Source organism: Mycolicibacter virginiensis, from assembly GCF_022374935.2.
Classification (GTDB): Bacteria; Actinomycetota; Actinomycetes; order Mycobacteriales; family Mycobacteriaceae; genus Mycobacterium; species Mycobacterium virginiense.
The window spans coordinates 1,320,027-1,340,246 of record NZ_CP092430.2; the positions used below are offsets into that span (position 1 = coordinate 1,320,027).

General features: G+C 68.2%; 16 protein-coding genes and 1 pseudogene. 12 read left to right on the top strand and 5 right to left on the bottom strand.

The genetic code is table 11. The features are described from left to right. The first annotated feature begins 18 nt into the window (after positions 1-18). From typA to MJO54_RS06630, 6 genes are all read left to right on the top strand, one after another. Positions 19-1,902, top strand: a complete 1,884-nt coding sequence (gene typA, locus MJO54_RS06605) for a translational GTPase TypA (protein WP_046284215.1) — start codon at positions 19-21, stop codon at positions 1,900-1,902. Between the two features lie 65 nt (positions 1,903-1,967). Beyond that, positions 1,968-3,881 carry an ABC transporter family substrate-binding protein gene (locus tag MJO54_RS06610; protein ID WP_165604604.1) on the top strand — a complete coding sequence of 638 codons (1,914 nt, stop codon included), beginning with the start codon at positions 1,968-1,970 and terminating at the stop codon, positions 3,879-3,881. Positions 3,882-4,039: 158 nt separating this feature from the next. After that, entirely contained in the window at positions 4,040-4,924 is an 885-nt protein-coding gene (locus MJO54_RS06615) for a hypothetical protein (RefSeq protein ID WP_233428800.1), read from the top strand. An 80-nt stretch (positions 4,925-5,004) separates the two neighbouring features. After that, positions 5,005-5,892 carry an N-acetyl-1-D-myo-inositol-2-amino-2-deoxy-alpha-D-glucopyranoside deacetylase gene (mshB, locus tag MJO54_RS06620; protein WP_396879423.1) on the top strand — a complete coding sequence of 296 codons (888 nt, stop codon included), beginning with the start codon at positions 5,005-5,007 and terminating at the stop codon, positions 5,890-5,892. A 175-nt stretch (positions 5,893-6,067) separates the two neighbouring features. Next, positions 6,068-6,472, top strand: a complete 405-nt coding sequence (locus MJO54_RS06625) for a hypothetical protein (RefSeq protein WP_052741173.1) — start codon at positions 6,068-6,070, stop codon at positions 6,470-6,472. Positions 6,473-6,549: 77 nt separating this feature from the next. Beyond that, complete coding sequence (locus MJO54_RS06630) at positions 6,550-9,096, top strand: bifunctional FO biosynthesis protein CofGH (protein WP_064888407.1); 2,547 nt, start codon at positions 6,550-6,552, stop codon at positions 9,094-9,096. A gap of 61 nt (positions 9,097-9,157) precedes the next feature. On the opposite strand, the gene MJO54_RS06635 is transcribed toward MJO54_RS06630, so the two are convergent. Together MJO54_RS06635 and MJO54_RS06640 are read right to left on the bottom strand one after the other, a co-directional pair. Beyond that, complete coding sequence (locus MJO54_RS06635; RefSeq protein ID WP_105294520.1) at positions 9,158-11,164, bottom strand: NADPH-dependent 2,4-dienoyl-CoA reductase; 2,007 nt, start codon at positions 11,162-11,164, stop codon at positions 9,158-9,160. A gap of 46 nt (positions 11,165-11,210) precedes the next feature. Next, complete coding sequence (locus tag MJO54_RS06640) at positions 11,211-11,759, bottom strand: PadR family transcriptional regulator (protein WP_046284236.1); 549 nt, start codon at positions 11,757-11,759, stop codon at positions 11,211-11,213. Positions 11,760-11,924: 165 nt separating this feature from the next. Between MJO54_RS06640 and dapC the strand changes: the two genes are divergently transcribed. Beyond that, entirely contained in the window at positions 11,925-13,022 is a 1,098-nt protein-coding gene (dapC, locus tag MJO54_RS06645) for a succinyldiaminopimelate transaminase (protein ID WP_234821460.1), read from the top strand. Positions 13,023-13,030: 8 nt separating this feature from the next. On the opposite strand, the pseudogene MJO54_RS06650 reads toward dapC, so the two are convergent. Continuing rightward, positions 13,031-13,675: pseudogene (locus MJO54_RS06650) on the bottom strand (HNH endonuclease family protein); the annotation flags it as partial. Between the two features lie 250 nt (positions 13,676-13,925). Between MJO54_RS06650 and MJO54_RS06655 the strand changes: the two are divergent. The 3 genes from MJO54_RS06655 to MJO54_RS06665 are packed head-to-tail and all read left to right on the top strand — an operon-like array spanning position 13,926 to position 16,863. Next, the gene (locus MJO54_RS06655) at positions 13,926-14,828 is read left to right on the top strand and encodes a pseudouridine-5'-phosphate glycosidase (RefSeq protein WP_046284220.1); all 903 of its coding nucleotides are present in this window, start codon (positions 13,926-13,928) and stop codon (positions 14,826-14,828) included. 36 nt (positions 14,829-14,864) lie between these two features. Further along, on the top strand, positions 14,865-16,502 hold the full coding sequence (gene pruA / locus MJO54_RS06660) for an L-glutamate gamma-semialdehyde dehydrogenase (protein WP_065153666.1): 1,638 nt from the start codon (positions 14,865-14,867) through the stop codon (positions 16,500-16,502). A 13-nt stretch (positions 16,503-16,515) separates the two neighbouring features. Then, positions 16,516-16,863 carry a carboxymuconolactone decarboxylase family protein gene (locus MJO54_RS06665; RefSeq protein WP_046284222.1) on the top strand — a complete coding sequence of 116 codons (348 nt, stop codon included), beginning with the start codon at positions 16,516-16,518 and terminating at the stop codon, positions 16,861-16,863. A 24-nt stretch (positions 16,864-16,887) separates the two neighbouring features. Here MJO54_RS06665 and MJO54_RS06670 read toward each other — a convergent pair whose 3' ends face one another. Further along, positions 16,888-17,607, bottom strand: a complete 720-nt coding sequence (locus MJO54_RS06670; protein WP_065153667.1) for a helix-turn-helix transcriptional regulator — start codon at positions 17,605-17,607, stop codon at positions 16,888-16,890. 128 nt (positions 17,608-17,735) lie between these two features. Between MJO54_RS06670 and MJO54_RS06675 the strand changes: the two genes are divergently transcribed. Further along, positions 17,736-19,148 (top strand): acyl-CoA synthetase, encoded by a 1,413-nt coding sequence (locus tag MJO54_RS06675; RefSeq protein ID WP_065153668.1) that lies wholly within the window; start codon positions 17,736-17,738, stop codon positions 19,146-19,148. A gap of 38 nt (positions 19,149-19,186) precedes the next feature. After that, a complete protein-coding gene (locus MJO54_RS06680; protein ID WP_046284225.1) occupies positions 19,187-19,483 on the top strand; it encodes a hypothetical protein in 297 nt (98 codons plus the stop codon). Between the two features lie 3 nt (positions 19,484-19,486). On the opposite strand, the gene MJO54_RS06685 is transcribed toward MJO54_RS06680, so the two are convergent. Beyond that, complete coding sequence (locus MJO54_RS06685) at positions 19,487-20,170, bottom strand: TetR/AcrR family transcriptional regulator (protein WP_046284226.1); 684 nt, start codon at positions 20,168-20,170, stop codon at positions 19,487-19,489. Positions 20,171-20,220: the final 50 nt, after the last annotated feature.

The window sequence follows — 20,220 nt, forward strand, 5'->3', positions numbered from 1 at the left end:
CGCTGGCAGAATCGCCCGGTGAACTTTCGTAACGTCGCCATCGTCGCGCACGTAGACCACGGCAAGACGACTCTGGTCGACGCCATGCTCCGCCAGTCGGGCGCCCTGCAGGAACGCGGTGAGGCGCAAGAGCGCGTCATGGACTCCGGGGATCTGGAGCGGGAAAAGGGCATCACGATCCTGGCCAAGAACACGGCCGTGCATCGCCACCACCCCGATGGAACCGTCACCGTCATCAACGTGATCGACACGCCGGGCCACGCTGACTTCGGCGGCGAGGTGGAGCGCGGGCTGTCCATGGTCGACGGCGTGGTCCTGCTGGTCGACGCGTCCGAGGGGCCGCTGCCGCAGACCCGATTCGTGCTGCGCAAGGCGCTGGCCGCGCACCTGCCGGTGATCCTGGTCGTCAACAAGACCGACCGACCCGACGCCCGCATCGCCGAGGTGGTCGACGCCAGCCACGACCTGCTGCTCGACGTGGCCAGCGACCTCGACGACGAGGCACAGGCCGCCGCGGAACATGCCCTGGGATTGCCCACGCTGTACGCGTCGGGCCGGGCCGGGGTGGCCAGCACCACCGCGCCCGCCGACGGTCAGATTCCGGATGGCGACAACCTCGACCCACTGTTCGACGTGCTGCTCGAGCACGTCCCGCCGCCGTCGGGCGACCCGGAGGCGCCGCTGCAGGCGTTGGTCACCAACCTCGATGCCTCGCCATTCCTGGGCCGGCTCGCCCTGATCCGGGTCTACAACGGCCGCATCCGCAAGGGCCAGCAGGTCGCCTGGATGCGTGAGGTCGACGGCGAACCGGTGACCACCACCGTGAAGATCACCGAGCTGCTGGTCACCGAGGGAGTCGAACGCAACCCGACCGAAGAGGCCGGAGCCGGGGACATCGTCGCCGTCGCCGGTATCAGCGACATCATGATCGGTGACACCCTGGCTGATCTGGCCTCTCCGGTCGCGCTACCGCGCATCACCGTCGACGAACCGGCGATCTCGGTGACGATCGGCACCAACTCCTCGCCGCTGGCGGGCAAGGTCTCCGGCCACAAGTTGACCGCGCGGATGGTCAAGTCGCGTCTGGACACCGAGCTGATCGGCAACGTGTCGGTCCGGGTGGTCGATATCGGTCGCCCCGACGCCTGGGAGGTGCAGGGCCGAGGCGAGCTGGCGCTGGCCATCCTCGTCGAGCAGATGCGCCGAGAGGGCTTCGAGCTGACCGTCGGCAAGCCGCAGGTGGTGACCAAGAAGATCGACGGCAAGGTGCACGAGCCGTTCGAGCACCTGACCGTCGACTGCCCCGAGGAGTACGTCGGCGCCATCACCCAGCTGGCCGCAGGCCGCAAAGGCCGGATGACCGAGATGGCTAACCACACCACCGGATGGGTGCGGATGGAGTTCATCATCCCCAGCCGCGGCCTGATCGGTTGGCGCACCGACTTTCTCACTGAGACTCGCGGCACCGGTATCGCCAATGCGGTGTTCGAGGGCTACCAGCCGTGGGCCGGCGAGATCCGCGCCCGGCACACCGGGTCATTGGTGTCTGACCGGGCCGGGTCCATCACCCCGTTCGCGCTGATCCAGTTGGCCGACCGGGGGCAGTTCTTCGTCGAGCCGGGCCAGGACACCTACCAAGGCATGGTGGTGGGGATCAATCCTCGGGCCGAGGACCTCGACATCAATGTCACCAAGGAGAAGAAGCTCACCAACATGCGGTCGTCGACGGCCGACGTGATGGAGACACTGGCCCGACCGATCGAGCTTGATCTGGAGCAGGCGATGGAATTCTGCGCGGCCGACGAGTGCGTCGAGGTCACCCCCGAAGTGGTCCGGGTCCGCAAGGTCGAACTGGACTCCACGCTGCGGGCGCGCAGCCGCTCCCGGGCCAAGAACCTCTAGGTTTGGGCGCGGTTTTGCGCGCTGCTCGACGGTCTTCGCGTCGAAATCGCCGCCCAGATACCCTGGTGGCCGTGCCGAGACCAGCCCGCCGCGCCCATGTCACGGCGGGGGCACTGGTTTCGGCAACGCTGCTGGTACTGACGCAGGCCATCTCGGGGTGCACGGTGAACCCGCCGCCGGCACCGCAGAGCACCGAGACGCCGAAGAGCACAGCGCCGCCGCCTCCGCGAATCAGCCAGATCATCATGGGCATCGATTCCATCGGGGCCGGCTTCAATCCCCACCTGCGTTCGGACCTGTCGGCAGTAACCGCGGCGATCAGCGCGCTGGTCCTGCCCAGCGCATTTCGGCCTGTCCCGGACTCCAGTACGCCTACCGGCTCGCGGTGGGAGATGGATCCGACGCTGTTGGTATCGGCCACCGTGACGTCCGAGGCGCCGTTCACGGTGACCTACCGGATTCGGCCCGAGGCGTCCTGGACCGACAACGCGCCGATCGCCGCCGACGACTTTTGGTACCTGTGGCAGCAGATGGTCACCCAGCCCGGTGTCGTCGATCCGGCGGGCTATGACCTGATCACCGGTGTGCATTCCGTCGAAGGCGGCAAGCAGGTCGTGGTCACCTTCGCCAAGCCGTACCCGGCGTGGCGGGAACTGTTCAACAACATCGTTCCGGCGCACATCGTCAAGGACGTGCCGGGCGGTTTCCCAGCCGGCCTGGCTCGGGCCCTGCCGGTCACGGGTGGTCAGTTCCGGGTGGAGAACATCGACCCGCAGCGCGACGCGATCCTGCTTGCCCGCAACGACCGCTACTGGGGCCCGCCGGCCAAGCCGGACCTGGTCTTGTTCCGCCGCGCCGGGTCAGCGGCAGCGCTGGCCGACTCGATCCGCAACGGGGACACCCAGGTGGCTCAGGTGCACGGCGGCTCGGCGGCGTTCGCGCAGCTGTCGGTGATCCCCGGGGTACAGACCACCCGGGTGGTCACGCCCCGAATCATGCAGCTCGCGCTGCGGGCAGCGGAACCCAAGTTGGCCGATGTGCGGGTTCGCCGGGCCATTCTCGGTCTGCTCGATGTGGGCCTGCTGGCCACGGTGGGCGCCGGCAGCGACAACACCGTCACCTTGGACCAGGCCCAGATCCGTACTCCCAGTGACCCCGGTTATGTGCCCACCGCACCGCCGGCGATGTCCGAATCGGCTGCGCTGGCACTGTTGCAGGCGGCCGGCTACCGAGTCGAGAAGGATGCGCCGCCGTCCGCGCTGGTTCCCCCCGTCGGCTCCGCCACCGGTGTGCCGCACCCGCCGGAGATCACCCGCGGGCGGATCAGCAAGGGCGGGGAACAGCTGTCTCTGGTCATCGGGGTGGCGGCCAACGATCCGACCTCGCAGGCCGTGGCCAATACCGCTGCCGACCAATTGCGCAACGTCGGTATTGCGGCCACAGTCCTCGCGCTGGACCCGGTGAAGCTCTACCGGGAAGCGCTGGTCACCCACCAGGTCGATGCGATCGTCGGTTGGCAGCAGGCCGGCGGTGACCTGGCGACGCTGCTGGCCTCGCGCTACGGCTGCGGTGCCTTGGCTCCCACGACCGTGCCCACCTCGGTCAGCCCGGTGCCGGGGACGTCGGCGACTCCGGCCTCGCAGTCCCCAGCGCCCGCGCCGGCGCCGGCCACGACCACCTCGAAGGTTCCGCCTCGCTCCGCCGCGCCCGGGGCGTTGATTCAGGCTCCATCGAACATCACCGGAGTCTGCGACCATGCCATCCAGGCCGAGATCGATGCGGCTATCGATGGCAGCAAGTCCATCGGCGAAGTGATCGCCGCTGTCGAACCCCGGCTGTGGAACATGGCGACGGTGCTGCCGATCCTGCAGGACACCACGATCGTGGCGGTCGGACCCAGCGTGACCAACGTCAGCCTGACCGGGGCGGTCCCGGTGGGCATCGTCGGCGAGGCCGGAAACTGGGTCAAGCTGCCCTAGCGATATGCCCAGGCGTTAGGCTTGCTCTGGCTGGTGATCCACGGGGGAGCAACAGGTGGAAGTCAGCCGGAATCGGCATTAACGACGTCTTGCGCACAGGCAATTCTTGGGTAAGATTAAGCAAACCTGCGCTGGACTCGTCGGAGGGGGATTTGTCAATGGAACACCTCGCTCACCGCTGCGCCACAGTCGCGGCCACAGCACTTGGTGTCGGAAGTCTGGTCGCAGTGCTGACGTCGATGACCCCGGCGCTGCCCGAGGTGCAGATTCGCGACGTCGACCTGGCCGCGGCCAACGTCGACGTGAGCCCGGGCCTGGACGTCATCGAAAATCACGTTCGCCCGGACATCGTCGGCGGCGGCGCCGACGCCCAGGAGATCAACCTGGGCTCTCTGCTCTTCGGGAGCGGCGACGGTGCCTACGGATTCGGCTCGACGTTCCACGGCGGCGAGCTGGACGAGAGCGTGTTGAACGAGTTGACCGGAGGCAGCTTCGACCCGCAGAACCTGCCGATCGGGTTGCCTTCTTTCACGCCTGACCTGGGTGGGGTGGAGATCCCGGGTGTCGGGGCGTTCAGCGGCGGAACCGCGCAGGTTGCCAACATTGCTGCGGCCGACGTGGCAACCGGCTTCAGCCTCCTCCTGCAGGCGATCCCGGACGCGCAGCAGGCGATGAACTCCGCCATCATCGCGATGGAGGCGGAGTTCAACAGTGCGCTTGTCGCCGCCCAGCAGGCCGCCGCCGATCGGCTGTTCGGCGACAACCCCGAATTCAACGACGTCGTGAACTGGATCTTCAGCATCAACAACACGGTGCTGGCGCAGAACGAAGCCGCGTTCAACGAGCTGTTTGGGATCAGCTTCGATACCCACGGCAGCCTGCTCGGCCACTTCGACCCGGCGATCCTCGACACCGACTGGACCACCCTGCTCGGGTTCGGTCCAGACGAGTTCAACGACATCGTCAACGCGATTCAGGGTGACAACCTTGCGCTGCTGTTGGGCAGCATCGACTGGGATGGGTTGTTCGGCGGCCTGTTCTGATCGTTGTGCGGGTCGCCGACCCATTCGGCGTGCGGCGGTAGGGTTTTGGCGTGTCGGATCCGATTCCACGGTTGCTGTTCGTGCATGCGCACCCCGATGACGAAACCCTGACTACCGGGGCGACGATCGCCCATTACGCCGCCCGCGGCGCCGACGTGCGGGTGGTCACCTGCACGCTGGGGGAGGAGGGCGAGGTCATCGGGGACCGTTGGGCGCGTCTGGCGGTGGACGGGGCCGACCAGTTGGGTGGCTATCGGATCGGTGAGCTGACCGCGGCGCTGCAGGCGTTGGGAGTCGGCCCGCCGCAGTTTCTCGGCGGCGCAGGCCGCTGGCGTGACTCGGGGATGACCGGCACGCCGGCGCGGGCGCAGCAGCGGTTCATCGACTCCGACGACGCCGAGACCGTCGGGGCGCTGGCAGCCATCGTCCGTAAGCTACGACCGCACGTGGTCGTCAGCTACGACCCGAACGGCGGGTACGGCCATCCCGACCACATACACGCCCATCACGTCACTACCGCGGCGCTGGCCGCGGCGGCTGAGGACGGCTCCGAACCGGGCTGGGCCACGCCGAAGTTCTACTGGACGGTGACCGCCGGCAGCGCCCGACGAACCGCCCTGGAAGGGCTTCGAGACACCGATCGGCTGCCGCATTGGACGGTGGCCGATGCCCCGGACGCGCAGGGGGTCGGGGACTTCTCCGACGACCGGATCGATGCGGTGATCGAGGCCGCGGAGGCACGCGCGGCCAAGGTGGCAGCCATGAACGCTCACGCCACCCAGATCACCGTCGGGCCCAGCGGCCGGGCGTTCGCGTTGTCGAACAACGTGGTCCAGCCGGTTTTGGACGCCGAGCATTACGTCCTGGTTGCCGGTGATCCCGGTCCGCGAGACGACCGGGGATGGGAAACCGATCTCCTGGCCGGACTTCAGCTCGATGACGACGGTCACAAGGTAGGCTCCTGCTGAGCAGTTTTTGTAGAGGCACGGACTTAGGTGGTTTAGGCATGGATCCCGATCTGGACCCGAACTTGGAGCACTGGCAGTGGTGGCTCGACAGCTATCAGTGGATGGTTGGTTCGTTGGTCAGTCAGCTGGAGAGCATCCCCACTTGAGTCCCGTCGCGTCGCTCACCGAGCCCGCGATGCCCACTGATCCGCCCGCATTCAACTTCGTCGTGCTGGCGTTGCTCGCCCTCGACGGCGCGCTCTGTGCCGTAGCCACCGCACTGCTGTTGCCCGCGCACATCGGTGCCGTCCCCTTTCCGCTCAGTGCCCTGATCGGGGGCCTGGTCAATGCCGGCCTGGTGTGGGTGGCGCAGCGCTGCACCGCGTCGCTGCGGTTGGCGGTGCTGCCGCTGTGGACCTGGTTGTTGACTATCGCGCTGATGACCCTCGGTGGTCCGGGCGACGACCTGATCTTCGCCGACCGCGGCGTGATGGCCTATGGCGTGTTGCTGATGATCGTGCTGGGCAGCGCGCCGCCCGGGTGGGTGCTGTGGCGGCGTCGCCAGGCGCTGACCGCGCTCGCGACGGCCAGGCAGGCCTGACGGGCCGCCGGGCGGGAGTGCGCCCTGGGCTACCTGGAAGGCCCGGTTGGCGCGGCGGCTACTGTGGCGCTTATGGCATGCGCGAGATTCCGGATGCGGGTGACGCGCGGATGACGAACTCGTCGGCACTGCGCCGCGTACTGCGGCGCGCCCGCGACGGCGTGCTCCTCAATGTCGAGGAAACCGCGATCGCCATGACCGCGCGTGGCAGTGACCTGGCCGACCTGTGTGCGAGCGCCGCCCGGGTCCGAGACGCCGGTTTGGTGTCGGGAGGCCGACGCGGACCGGGCGGACGGCTGCCGGTCAGTTACTCGCGCAAAGTGTTCATCCCGGTCACCCACCTGTGCCGCGACACCTGCCATTACTGCACCTTCGTCACCGTTCCCGGCGTTCTGCGGGCCCAGGGCAAGCAGATGTACCTGGGCCCCGACGAGATCCTCGACATCGCCCGCCGGGGTGCCGAGTTGGGTTGCAAGGAGGCGCTGTTCACGCTGGGCGACCGACCCGAGGATCGCTGGCCCGAGGCGCGGCAGTGGCTCGACGAGCGCGGCTATGACAGCACGCTGGCCTACGTACGGGCGATGGCCATCCTGGTGCTGGAGGAGACCGGCCTGCTGCCGCACCTGAACCCAGGGGTGATGAGCTGGTCGGAGATGTCGCGGCTCAAGCCGGTGGCGCCGTCGATGGGCATGATGCTCGAGACCACGTCTCGGCGGCTGTTCGAGACCAAAGGACTGGCGCACTACGGCAGCCCGGACAAGGACCCGGTGGTGCGCCTGCGCACGCTGGCCGACGCGGGCCGACTCTCGATCCCGTTCACCACCGGCCTATTGGTCGGCATCGGTGAGACGCTCGCCGAGCGTGCCGACACCCTGCACGCGATCCGCAAGGTGCACAAAGAGTTCGGGCACATCCAGGAAGTCATCGTGCAGAATTTCCGGGCCAAGGAGCACACCGCGATGGCGGCGGTGCCCGATACAGGTTTCGAGGACTTCCTGGCTACGGTGGCGGCGACCCGGCTGGTGCTGGGCCCCAAGATGCGGGTGCAGGCACCGCCCAACCTGGTGTCGGCCGAGGAATGCCTGGCGCTGATCGGCGCCGGGGTCGACGACTGGGGCGGGGTGTCGCCGCTGACCCCCGACCACGTCAATCCCGAGCGGCCCTGGCCGGCACTGGACGACCTGGCCGCGATCACCGAACAAGCCGGCTACGACCTGGTGCAGCGGCTTACCGCTCAGCCCGACTACGTGCTGGCCGGTGCGGCGTGGATCGATCCGCGGGTGCGCCCGCACGTGGCGGCGCTGGCCGATCCGGACACCGGCTTGGCCCGCGACATCAATCCGGTCGGGCTGGCCTGGCAGGAGCCCGACGAGGTGCAGTCCGCCGGCCGGGTGGATCTGCACACCGCGATCGACGTCGACGGCCGGGCCACCGAGACGCGCAGTGATCTGGGCAGCGCTTTCGGGGACTGGGAGTCGATCCGCGAGCAGATTCATCAACTGGCGGCTCGTGCGCCCGAACGTGTCGACACCGATGTGCTGGCCGCGCTGCGTTCAGCTGAGCGCGACCCGGCCGGCTGCACCGACGCCGAGTATCTGGCATTGGCCACCGCGGACGGACCGGCTATGGATGCCGTTGCCGCACTGGCCGACTCGCTGCGTCGCGATGCCGTCGGCGACGACGTGACCTACGTGGTCAACCGCAACATCAACTTCACCAACATCTGCTACGTCGGCTGCCGGTTCTGTGCGTTCGCCCAGCGCAAGGGGGACGCCGACGCGTTTTCGCTGTCGAATGCCGAGGTCGGTGAGCGGGCCTACGAGGCGCATCTGGCCGGCGCCACCGAGGTCTGCATGCAGGGCGGCATCGACCCGGAGCTGCCGGTCACCGGTTACGCCGATCTGGTCCGCGCGGTGAAGGCGCGGGTGCCGTCGATGCACGTGCACGCGTTCTCTCCGATGGAGATCACCAATGGGGTGTCCAAGAGCGGCTTGAGCATTCGGGAGTGGCTGATCAGTTTGCGTGAGGCGGGGCTGGGCAGCATTCCGGGCACCGCCGCCGAAATCCTCGACGACGAGATCCGCTGGGTGCTCACCAAAGGCAAGCTGCCGACCTCGATGTGGGTGGAGGTGGTCAGCACCGCGCACGAGGTGGGGCTGCGGTCCAGCTCGACGATGATGTACGGCCACATCGATTCCCCGCGGCACTGGATCGGGCATATGCGGGTGTTGCGCGGCATCCAGGACCGCACCGGCGGTTTCACCGAGTTTGTGCCGTTGCCGTTCGTGCATCAGAGCTCGCCGCTGTACCTGGCCGGCGGGGCGCGGCCTGGCCCGAGTCATCGCGACAACCGTGCGGTACACGCGTTGGCGCGGATCATGTTGCACGGCCGTATCCCCAACATCCAGACCAGCTGGGTCAAGTTGGGTGTGGAGCGCACCCAGGTGATGCTCAACGGTGGAGCTAATGACTTGGGCGGCACGCTGATGGAGGAGACCATCTCGCGGATGGCCGGCTCCGAGCACGGATCGGCCAAGACGATCGCGGAGCTGACGTCGATCGCCGCAGGCATCGGCCGTCCGGCCCGCCAGCGCAGCACCGACTACGCGCCGCTAGCGATCTGACCCTATTGCGATTTCGGCGCGGTTTCTCCCGCTGAGCGGGAGAAACCGCGCCGAAATCGCCTTAGAGCCGGGCGGCCAGCTCGGTGCCCTGCTTGATGGCCCGCTTGGCATCCAGCTCCGACGCCAGTGCCGCCCCGCCGATGATGTGCGGGCTCACGCCGTGCTGACGCAATCCGTCCTCGAGGTCGCGCACCGACTCCTGTCCGGCGCAGATCACCACGTTGTCCACGGCCAACACTTGCGGGCGTGACTTGTTCGGGCCGTAGCTGATGTGCAGCCCGTCGTCATCAATGCGGTCGTAGTTGACCCCGGAGAGCTGCTGCACGTTCTTGGCCTTCAACGATGCCCGATGGACCCAGCCGCTGGTCTTGCCCAACTTGCGGCCCTGGGCGCCCGCGGTGCGGGCCAACAGGTAGACCTGGCGGGCCGGCGGCGCCGGGTCCGGCGGCAGCAACGCGCCCCTGGCCTCCCAAGGGTCGGCGGCGCCCCATTCGGCCTTCCACTCCTTGAGGTGCAGCGTCGGTGAGCAGTCGGGGGAGTCCAGGACCAGGAACTCACTGACGTCGAAACCGATTCCGCCGGCGCCCACCACCGCCACCGACGGGCCCACCGGTCGGCCGGCGATCGCCTCGGCGTACGTCATCACCATCGGATGCTCGATGCCCGGGATCTGCGGGATCCGCGGTTTGACCCCGGTGGCCAGCACCACCTCGTCGAAACCGGTCAGCTCGTCGACATGAGCGCGGCTGCCCAGGCGTACCGTCACCGCGTACTTGTCCAGCATGGTGGTGTAGTAGCGGATCGTCCCGGCGAACTCTTCTTTGCCGGGAATTCTTCTGGCCAAGTCGAATTGGCCGCCGATGAACTCGTTCGCCTCGAACAGCGTCACCTCGTGGCCGCGTTCGGCGGCCGACACCGCCGTGGACAAGCCGGCCGGCCCGGCGCCCACCACCGCGATGCGCCGGCGCCGCCGCGTCGGACCAAGCACCAGCGTGGTCTCGTGACCGGCTCGGGGGTTGACCAGGCAGGAGACCTTCTTGTGTACGAAGGCGTGGTCCAGGCAGGCCTGATTGCACGCGATGCAGGTGTTGATCTCATCGGCACGGCCGTCGGCGGCCTTGCGCACCCAGTCGGGGTCGGCCAGCATCGGTCGGGCCATCGAGATCAAGCGCACCGAGGTCTCGGCGAGGACCTGCTCGGCGGCCTGCGGCATGTTGATCCGGTTGGATGCCACCACCGGGATCGTGAGGTGATCGGCGACGGCGCTACTGATGTCGACGAACGCATTGCTCGGGACCGAAGTCACGATGGTCGGCACCCGCGCTTCATGCCAGCCGAAGCCGGAGTTGATCATGGTGGCGCCGGCGTCCTCGACTTCGGTTGCCAGCGTGAGGATCTCCTCCCAGCTCTGGCCATCCTCGACGTAGTCGGCCATCGACATCCGGTAGCAGATGATGAAGTCGTCGCCAACAGCCGCGCGTGTGCGAGCCACGATCTGCACCGGGAAGCGGCGCCGATTGGCCGCACTACCGCCGTAGCCGTCGGTGCGCCGGTTGGTGCGCGCTGCCAGGAACTGGTTCAGCAGGTAGCCCTCGCTACCCATGATCTCCACACCGTCATAACCGGCCTCGCGGGCCAATTCGGCGGCTCGGGCGAAGTCGGCGATCGTCGACTCGACCCCGCGGGTGGTCAACGCCCGCGGCCGGAACGGATTGATCGGTGCCTTGATGCTTGAGGCGCTGACCGAAAACGGGTGGTAGGCATAGCGTCCCGCATGCAGAATTTGCAGCGCGATCTTGCCGCCGGCATCGTGCACGGCGTCGGTGATGCGCCGATGGCGTCGCGCGTCGGCGCGGGTGGTCATTGCCGAGGCGAACGGCAGTAGCCAACCTGACCGGTTCGGGGCGTATCCGCCGGTGATGATCAGCCCTACGCCGCCGCGGGCGCGTGCCGCGAAGTACTCGGCCAGTTTGGCGGTGTCGCCGGCGCGGTCTTCCAGGCCGGTGTGCATCGAACCCATGACCACCCGGTTGGGCAGGGTGGTGAAACCCAGGTCCAGCGGGGTCATCAAGAGCGGGTAGGGATTGGTGGTTTCTGTTGTCACAGTGGCCCCTTCACCTCAGTGCCTGCTCAACCTCGTCAAGCCAGTCAATTGCGCTCTCCTCCGCCCGAATGCCGCCGCGCAGCACCAGGTACTGATGTAGCGCGGCGCCGGTCAGCGATCGGGGATCCGGGAACTGCTTCTTCTCCAGTGCGCGGTAGACGTCCAATCGCTCGCCACGTTCGGCGCGCAGGGCAAGCGCCTGCTCGCGCACCGTGGCGCGGTCGCTGTGGCCGGCGCCCCGGATCTTGACGGCCAGTTCGCGCAGCCGGTTGTCCACCACCGAGCTTCCGCGCCCGGCCAGTGGGGCCGCGATCCAGCGGGCCAGCTCCGCGCGGCCGGCCTCGGCGACGGTGTAGACCTTCTTGTCCGGGCGGCCTTGCTGGGCCACCTCGGTGACCTGCACCCAGCCGTCGGCCTCCATTGCCCGCAGCGTCCGGTAGATCTGCTGGTGAGTGGCGCTCCAGAAATAGCCGATCGAGCGGTCGAAGCGGTGCGCGAGCTCGTAGCCCGAACCCGACTGCTCGCTCAACGACACCAGGATCGCGTGCGGAAGTGCCACGTGGGGCAGCATAGGCAGCCGTGCACCACCTATGCAACTTGTTGCACAGCAACTGAGTGCATAGCCGCCCTGGCCCCGATGGGCCGTGGTGGTCGCCACGCCGCAGCGGCCTCTACTATCAGGACCGATGAATCCGCCCTGCGTCGCCGCAGCCTCGTGAGTCCCGTGCGCGGCGGCAGATCGGCCGCACTGCCGACATTTCCCTGGGACACCCTGGCCGAGGCGACGGCGCTGGCCAAGGCGCATCCCGACGGCATCGTCGACCTGTCCGTCGGCACCCCGGTCGATCCGGTGGCCCCGGTCATCCGCGAGGCACTGGCTGCGGCTTCCTCCGCGCCGGGGTATCCCACCACCGCCGGCACTGCGGCGCTGCGCGCCTCGGCGGTCGCCGCACTGCAACGGCGTTACGGGATCACCGGCCTGGCCGAGTCGGCGGTGCTGCCCGTCATCGGCACCAAAGAACTCATCGCCTGGCTGCCGAGCCTGCTCGGCCTCGGCGACCAGGATGTGGTCGTGGTCCCCGAACTGGCCTACCCGACCTACGAAGTGGGTGCCCGGCTGGCCGGGGCGCGGTGGGTGCGCAGCGATGCCCCGCAGTCACTCGACGGCCCGCCGCCGGCCCTGGTGTACCTGAATTCGCCGAGCAACCCGACCGGGGCGATCGCGACCGCCGACGAGCTGCGCGCCGTCGTGGGCTGGGCCCGCGAGCACGACGTCCTGGTGGTCTCCGACGAGTGCTACCTGGGCCTGGGCTGGGACTCCGAGCCGCGGTCGGTGCTGCACCCGGCGGTGTGCGACGGCGACCACCGCGGCCTGCTGGCGGTGCATTCGCTGTCGAAGACCTCCTCGCTGGCGGGGTACCGAGCCGGTTTCGTCGCCGGGGACGCCGTGGTGGTGGCCGAACTGCTCGCGGTCCGCAAACACGCCGGGATGATGGTTCCCACCCCGATTCAGGCCGCCATGGTCGCGGCCCTCGACGACGACGCCCACGAGCAGCAGCAGCGTGAGCGCTACGCCCGCCGCCGCGCGACGCTGCTGCCGGCGATGCAGGCGGCCGGCTTCACCATCGAGCTGTCGCAGGGCGGGCTCTACCTGTGGGCCACCCGCGGCGAGGCGTGCCGCAACACCGTCGACTGGCTGGCCCAGCGCGGCATCTTGGTAGCGCCCGGAGAGTTCTACGGCCCGGCCGGCGCCCAGTACGTGCGGGTGGCGCTCACGGCCACCGACGAGCGGATCGCCGCGGCGGCGGCCCGGCTGGGTTAGCCGCCCGGCGCGCCGCATTCAACGGTGAGAATCCGCTCGATCGCGTCGTGCTCCGCCTGGGTCACCCACAGGCCGTAGCCGGACTTCACCGCTACGATCCGCGAGACGTAGGCGCAGCGATAGGACTTGTTGGGCGGTAGCCAGGTGGCTGCGTCGCCGTCGCCCTTCTGCTCGTTGATCGGGCCGCTGGTGGCCTGCAGGTTCAGCGGATCGTTGGCGAAGTTGCGGCGGGTGAGCTCATCCCACTGCTGGGCGCCCTTCTGCCAGGCATCCGACAACGCCACGACATGATCGATCTGCACCGCCTGGGAGGTATCCCGACCGCGCCGGAAAGCGATCGCGGTGCCGGTGTAGGGATCGTTCAAGACGCCAGATGTCACCACGCAATCGGCGGTGCCCGGTTTGAACTCGATGTCGACCAGGTCGCGGCGCAGGATGTCGTTGCGGGTGTCGCAGCCGTTGTGCCCGCCGGGCACCGTGACGTCGTCGCTCCACGCCTGGCCGAACAGGACGCGCGAGTAGCCGGTCTTGGGGGCTCGGCCCTTGATCGGCAGCGCGTCGAGCACGGCCAACTCGGCGGATCCGTCGGCGGCCCCGACCGGAACCGGATCCGCGGTAGCGGCCGGCGCCACGACCAGCAAGGCCGCGGTCAGCGCGGCAAAACAGCCCGACCACCTGCGTCGCTGGTCGACCACGGCACCTCCACTCCCGGCGGCTTAGCGAGGCTCGACGAAGGAGAGGCGAAGCTGGAACCGCCGCATGAGCCCGGCGGTTCAGCGAGGCTCGACGAAGGAGAGGCGAAGCTGGAACCGCCGCATGAACCCGGTGAACAGTCGCGGACGCTACCAGCTGGGCCCGACACGAGCGATGCGCGCTGATCGCCGCGCGCCATAGGCTGAGCGGATGCGCATCCATCCCGAGGTCGCCGAGGCGCTGGCCGCCGGGCGGGCCGTGGTGGCGTTGGAGAGCACGATCATCAGCCACGGTCTGCCGCGTCCGGACAATCTGCGCATTGCCCGCGCCATCGAGCATGCCGTCCGATCCGCGGGCGCGGTACCGGCCACCATCGCGATCATCGACGGCCAGCCACACATCGGCCTCGACGATGATGCGCTGCATCGCATCGCCATTGGGAGCACGGCGATCAAGATCAGTGTCCGCGAGATCGCGATGCTGGCAGCGGTGGCCGGCGACGGTGCGACCACGGTCGCCGCGACCGCGCACCTGGCGGCGGCAGCCGGCATCACGGTGTTCGCCACCGGCGGGTTGGGCGGTGTGCATCGCGGCGCACAGCACAGCTACGACGAGTCCGCGGATCTGACCACGTTGTCGCGCACCCCGGTGCTGGTGGTGTGTTCGGGCGTGAAGTCGATCCTGGACATCGGTGCGACGTTGGAGCGGTTGGAGACGCTGTCGGTGGGGGTTATCGGCTACCGCACCGACCGCTTTCCGGCCTTCTACCTCGCCGACTCCGGCCACCCACTCGACTGGTGGGTCCAGACGCCCAAACAGGCTGCCGCGGTGCTGCGGGCTCGCGACCGGCTGGGCACCGACGGCTACGGCCTGGTGCTGGCCAACCCGATTCCCGCCGACGCCGAGCTGGACCGCGAACTACATGACCGGGTGCTGGCTGAAGGATTGGCAGCCGCGCGGGCCGCGGACATCCACGGCAAGGACGTCACCCCGTTCCTGCTGGACTATTTCCACCGCGAGACGCACGGCGCATCGGTGGCCGCCAACGTCGCACTGGTGCTGGCCAATGCGCGGGTGGCCGCCGAGATCGCCGTGGCCTACGCCGCCGGGTGACCGAGCGCGGCAGCGTATCTGGGCGCATCCTGGGTTATGGACGCCATCACCGAAGTACCGGTTCCGGTCAACGAGCCCGTCCACGACTACGCCCCGGGCTCGGCGGAACGCACCCGACTGCGCACCGCACTGGCCGCGCTCGCCGACCAACCCCGCGACTTGCCGCACATCATCGCCGGCCGGCATCGGATGGGCGACGGTGCGCGCATCGACATCGCCCAGCCGCACCGACACGCCGCCGTGCTGGGCACGCTGACCAACGCTACCCACGCCGACGCCACCGCCGCGGTCGAAGCCGCCGCCGCGGCCAAGAGCGACTGGGCGGCAACCCCGTTCGACGAACGCGCGGCCATCTTCCTGCGTGCCGCCGACCTACTGGCCGGTCCGTGGCGAGAGACCATCGCCGCCTCGGGCATGCTCGGCCAGTCCAAGACCGTCTATCAGGCCGAGATCGACGCGCCGTGCGAACTCATCGACTTCTGGCGGTTCAATGTCGCTTTCGCCCGCCAGATCCTGACGCAGCAACCCATCAGCAGCCCGGGAGTGTGGAACCGCAGCGACTACCGGCCGCTGGACGGCTTCGTCTACGCCATCACCCCGTTCAACTTCTCCTCGATCGCCGGCAACCTGCCCACCGCCCCGGCGCTGATGGGCAACACGGTGATCTGGAAGCCGTCCGTCACCCAGACCCTCGCCGCCTACCTGACCATGCAGCTGCTGCAGGAGGCCGGATTGCCACCGGGGGTGATCAACCTGCTCACCGGTGACGGCTACGCGGTTTCCGAGGTGGCGCTGGCGGATTCGCGGTTGGCCGGAATCCACTTCACCGGCTCGACGGAGACTTTCCGCGCGCTGTGGCGACAGGTGGGCGCCAACATCGACCGATACGGCAGCTACCCACGACTGGTGGGGGAGACCGGTGGCAAGGACTTCGTGGTGGCGCATGCTTCGGCGCGGCCGGACGTGCTGCGTACTGCGCTGATTCGGGGTGCCTTCGACTACCAGGGGCAGAAGTGCTCGGCCGCCTCGCGGGCATACATTCCGCGCTCGTTGTGGCGGCGATTCGGCGACGACCTGCTGGCCGCCACAGCGGAGCTACGCTACGGCGACGTCACCGACCTGACCAATTTCGGTGGCGCGCTGATCGACGGGCGGGCGTTCGCCAAGAACGTGCGTGCTATCGAGCGTGCCAAGGCCGCCACCGGAGTCGAGATCGCGGTCGGCGGTGAATACGACGACAGCGTGGGTTACTTCGTGCGGCCCACAGTGCTGCTCTCCGACGATCCGGCCGACGAGATGTTCAGCACGGAGTACTTCGGCCCGCTGCTGTCGGTGCACGTCTATGCCGACGAGCAGTACGCGCAGATTCTCGACCTCATCGACACCGGATCGCGCTACGCGCTGACCGGGGCGGTTATCGCAGAGGACCGGCACGCGGTGCGTACCGCGTTGCAGCGGTTGCGGTTTGCCGCCGGGAACTTCTACGTCAACGACAAACCGACCGGTGCGGTGGTGGGGCAGCAGCCGTTTGGCGGGTCGCGCAACTCGGGAACCAACGACAAGGCGGGTTCACCGCTGAACCTGCTGCGCTGGACGTCGGCGCGAACGATCAAAGAGACCTTCCTTCCGCCCACCGAGCACGGTTACCCGCACATGGCGATGCCGCCGACCTGATACCCTGGGGGGTATGAGTCATTACCAGGAAGTCCTCAACGAGCTGAACCCGCAGCACCGCGACCTTCGGCAACAGATTCCCGGCGTCTACCAAGCGTTCGGCGAAATGAGCAAGGCCACCTTCGAATCCGGCGCCTTGGAGCGCAAGGTCAAAGAGCTGATGGCGATGGCGATGGGCGTGGTGCAGGGCTGCGACGGCTGCATCGCCTCACACGCACGGGCGGCGGCACGCGCCGGTGCCACCAAGCAAGAGGCCGCCGAGGCCATCGGCGTCAGCATTCTCATGCACGGCGGGCCGGCCACCATTTACGGGGCTCGTGCCTACACGGCGTTCTGCGAATTCGCCGACGACACGGATTAACGATTCTGCGTCGAGCCGGCCGGGTCAGCTGCCGATCACCTTGGCGATGCACAGTTCCGGTTCGACGAACGGTTCCAACTCTGCGCTGCCGCCGGGAGCGTTCTCGGCGTTGAGCAGCCCACGCAGCAGGCCCCGGTGCATGGCACAACTGACCTCGGGGTGTACTCGGGCCAAGTCGCGAACCGGGCACGCGTGCAGCAGAATCGTGCGCCGGCGGTCGTTGTCGTCGCCTTCGGTCGCCGCGGTCAGTTCCGCGCCGAACCCCATCCGCGCGAAAATCCCGGCGATCCGGTCGGCGCACTCGTCGATACCGGCGGCCGATCCGTTCGGGGCGGCGGGGCTCTCGGCGGCGGTGTCGTCGGAGGCCAGGATCCGGTCGGCCCAGCGCTGGCCCGCTCGTTCGGCACGCTCCTGGCGCTCAGCGGCGGTCTCGCCGAGCTCCATGGCCAATATCTCGGCGAGGCTGCGGTAATCCAGCCGGTCGCGGACCGCCACGTAGCCGGTGCGAGGCCGCCCGACGCCGTCGCGTTTGATCCGGGTCCGGGCGACCGCCCCGTCCTCACACAGCGCATCGAGGTGGAAGCGCACCGTGGTGACGTGCAGGTTCATCCGCTCGGCGAGCTCGGCGGCGTCGACTGCACCACTGGCAGCGCCCACCAACCGCAGCACTCGGTCTCGTTGCTGGTTGCGTGGCAACCGCTGACTGCGAGCGGTGCCCTGCCGCTGGGCGGACTGGTCGTGCATGGGGGTACCTCTCCTTGAGGGATTGCCCATAAATTAAGGGAACTGATTCGTTGATACCACTTGTGGGGGTCGGCCGCTGTCCGGTCGCTCGGCCGGGCCGGGGGTGCGGACGGGGTAACGTCCCCCAGATGCTGCTGACCTCGCTGGCTGCCGACGGCGCGAACGCCCCGGACATCGCCGATGCGGTGCGTATCGACAACACCCAACTGAGCCGTGCCGAGTTGAGTGCCGCTTCCGCGGCGGTACTCGAAGACCTTGCTGGTGCGCCGACGGTCGCGGTACTGGCCACCCCTACGGCGCAGACCGTGCTGGCGGTCACCGGCTGTCTGCTTGCCGGGGTACCGGTGGTACCGGTCCCCGCTGACGTCGGCGTCGCGGAACGCCAGCACATCCTGCGTGACTCGGGAGCGCAGGCCTGGCTGGGGGACCGGCCCGACGACCTCGCCGGCCTACCGCACTTCCCGGTGCGCGCCGGATCGTCGCACCAATTGCCCGAACCGGATTCACGCGGCGAAGACGACACCGCGCTGATCATCTACACCTCCGGCACCACCGGCCCGCCCAAAGGCGTGCAACTGAGCCGGCGGGCGCTGGCCGCGGACCTGGACGCACTGGCGCAGGCCTGGCAGTGGAGCCCCGATGACGTGCTGGTGCACGGCTTGCCGATGTACCACGTGCACGGCTTGGTCTTGGGCCTGTTGGGTTCGTTGCGGGTGGGCAACCGTTTCATACACACCGGAAAGCCGACGCCGGAGGCATACGCGGCTGCACGCGGCACGGTGTATTTCGGGGTGCCCACCGTGTGGTCGCGGGTGGTGGCCGACGCGAGCGCTGCCGCGGCGCTGCGGCCCGCGCGGTTGCTGGTCTCGGGCAGCGCGGCGCTCCCCGTCCCGGTGTTCGACGCCCTCGTTGCCCAGACCGGTCATGCCCCCATCGAGCGGTATGGCAGCACCGAGTCGCTGATCACGGTGAGTACCCGGGTTGACGGCGAGCGGCGCCCGGGATGGGTGGGTCTGCCGTTGCACGGGGTGCAGACCAAGCTCGTCGCGGATGACGGCGCCCCGGTGCCGCACGACGGCGCGACGATCGGCCGGCTCGCGGTGCGGGGGCCGACGCTGTTCAACGGTTATCTCAACCGGCCCGACGCCACCGCCGAGGCGTTCGACGCCGATGGGTGGTACCGCACCGGGGATGTGGCGGTGATCGACGGCGACGGCATGCATCGGATTGTCGGCCGCGAATCGGTCGATCTGATCAAGACCGGCGGCTTCCGGGTCGGGGCCGGAGAGATCGAGACGGCGTTGCTGGGTCATCCCGCGGTTTCCGAAGTGGCCGTCGTCGGATTGCCCGACGAAGACCTGGGGCAGCGGATCGTTGCGTTCGTCGTACCCTCGGCCGGCGGCGCTGCGCAGCCCAGCGACTTGATCGACTATGTCGGTCAACAGCTGTCGGCGCACAAGCGGCCTCGCGAGGTACGGCTCGTGGATGCCTTGCCGCGCAACGCGATGGGAAAGGTGCTCAAGAAAGCGCTGCTGACGTAGGCTCCGCTTGCGCGAATCGAAACCAGAAGGGTGGGCCCGTGAAGCCTAGGAACCGATTCAGTCTCGCCGCTGTCACCGCCCTCGCCTGCGCGGCGGTCCTACTCGGCGGCTGTTCGGCGGTGGACAAGGTCATCAACAAGGGTGGCGACACCACCTGCGGAGAGTTCAACGGCCACACCGACGAGAAGCAGCGCTCAGAGATCTCCAAGATGCTCAAGGACCGAAAGGGCGGCGAGCCCTCGAACCTGGAGCTGTCGGGAACACAGGTGGCGGTCAGCGCTTACTGCAAGACGATCGGGAAAGACAGCGACAAGATCAGCAGGGCGATGCTGTAGCGCTCATTCGCGGCTGCGGTCACCGCAGGGGCCTGCCGGTTCCCAGCTTCGCATCGCGCACTGGACTCCGTCGTCATCGAGCGGGGCCACCGGCAATGGCAATTGGTCACTGCGACAGCGCATCCCGTCGATAAGGATGGCCACGAAACGACGCCACAGGTGTGCGTCGACATGGCCCGCGAACTCGCTCACGGTGCCGGCCAGCAGACCGAAGATCGGCATATCGGTATCGGACAGTTCCGGGCGCAGGCGACCGTCGATGCGCGCCCGTTCGACGAGGCGCTTCTGAACGGGAATGAGTCGCTCCTGGGCGGCTGTCACGCGATCGCCGCCGTATGACTTGCTGAAGGCGATCTCCCGCAATCCCCGGTCGGTCGCGGTGATCTCACACATCTGCTCGACGTACCAGACGAACCCCTGCCAGGGATCTGGTTGTTGCAGAGCTGCTTCCGCCAAATCCGCCAGCTGGTTCAGGCCGTCTTCGAAGATCGCCTCGAGCAACTCCTCTTTGCTGGCGAACCGTCGGTAGACCGTGCCCACCCCTACGCCCGCATGGTGAGCGACATCGTTGAGGTTGGGCTCCAGTCCCTTGCTGGCAAACAGGTCGCGGGCCGCTTCCAGGATGCGCTTCCTGTTGCGCTCGGCGTCCTTGCGCAACGGGCGGTCCGTCGTCTCACTCACGTTCACCTGCCAAGTGTAATCGGCACAACATTAAACCGGATTGACTTAATCCGCTT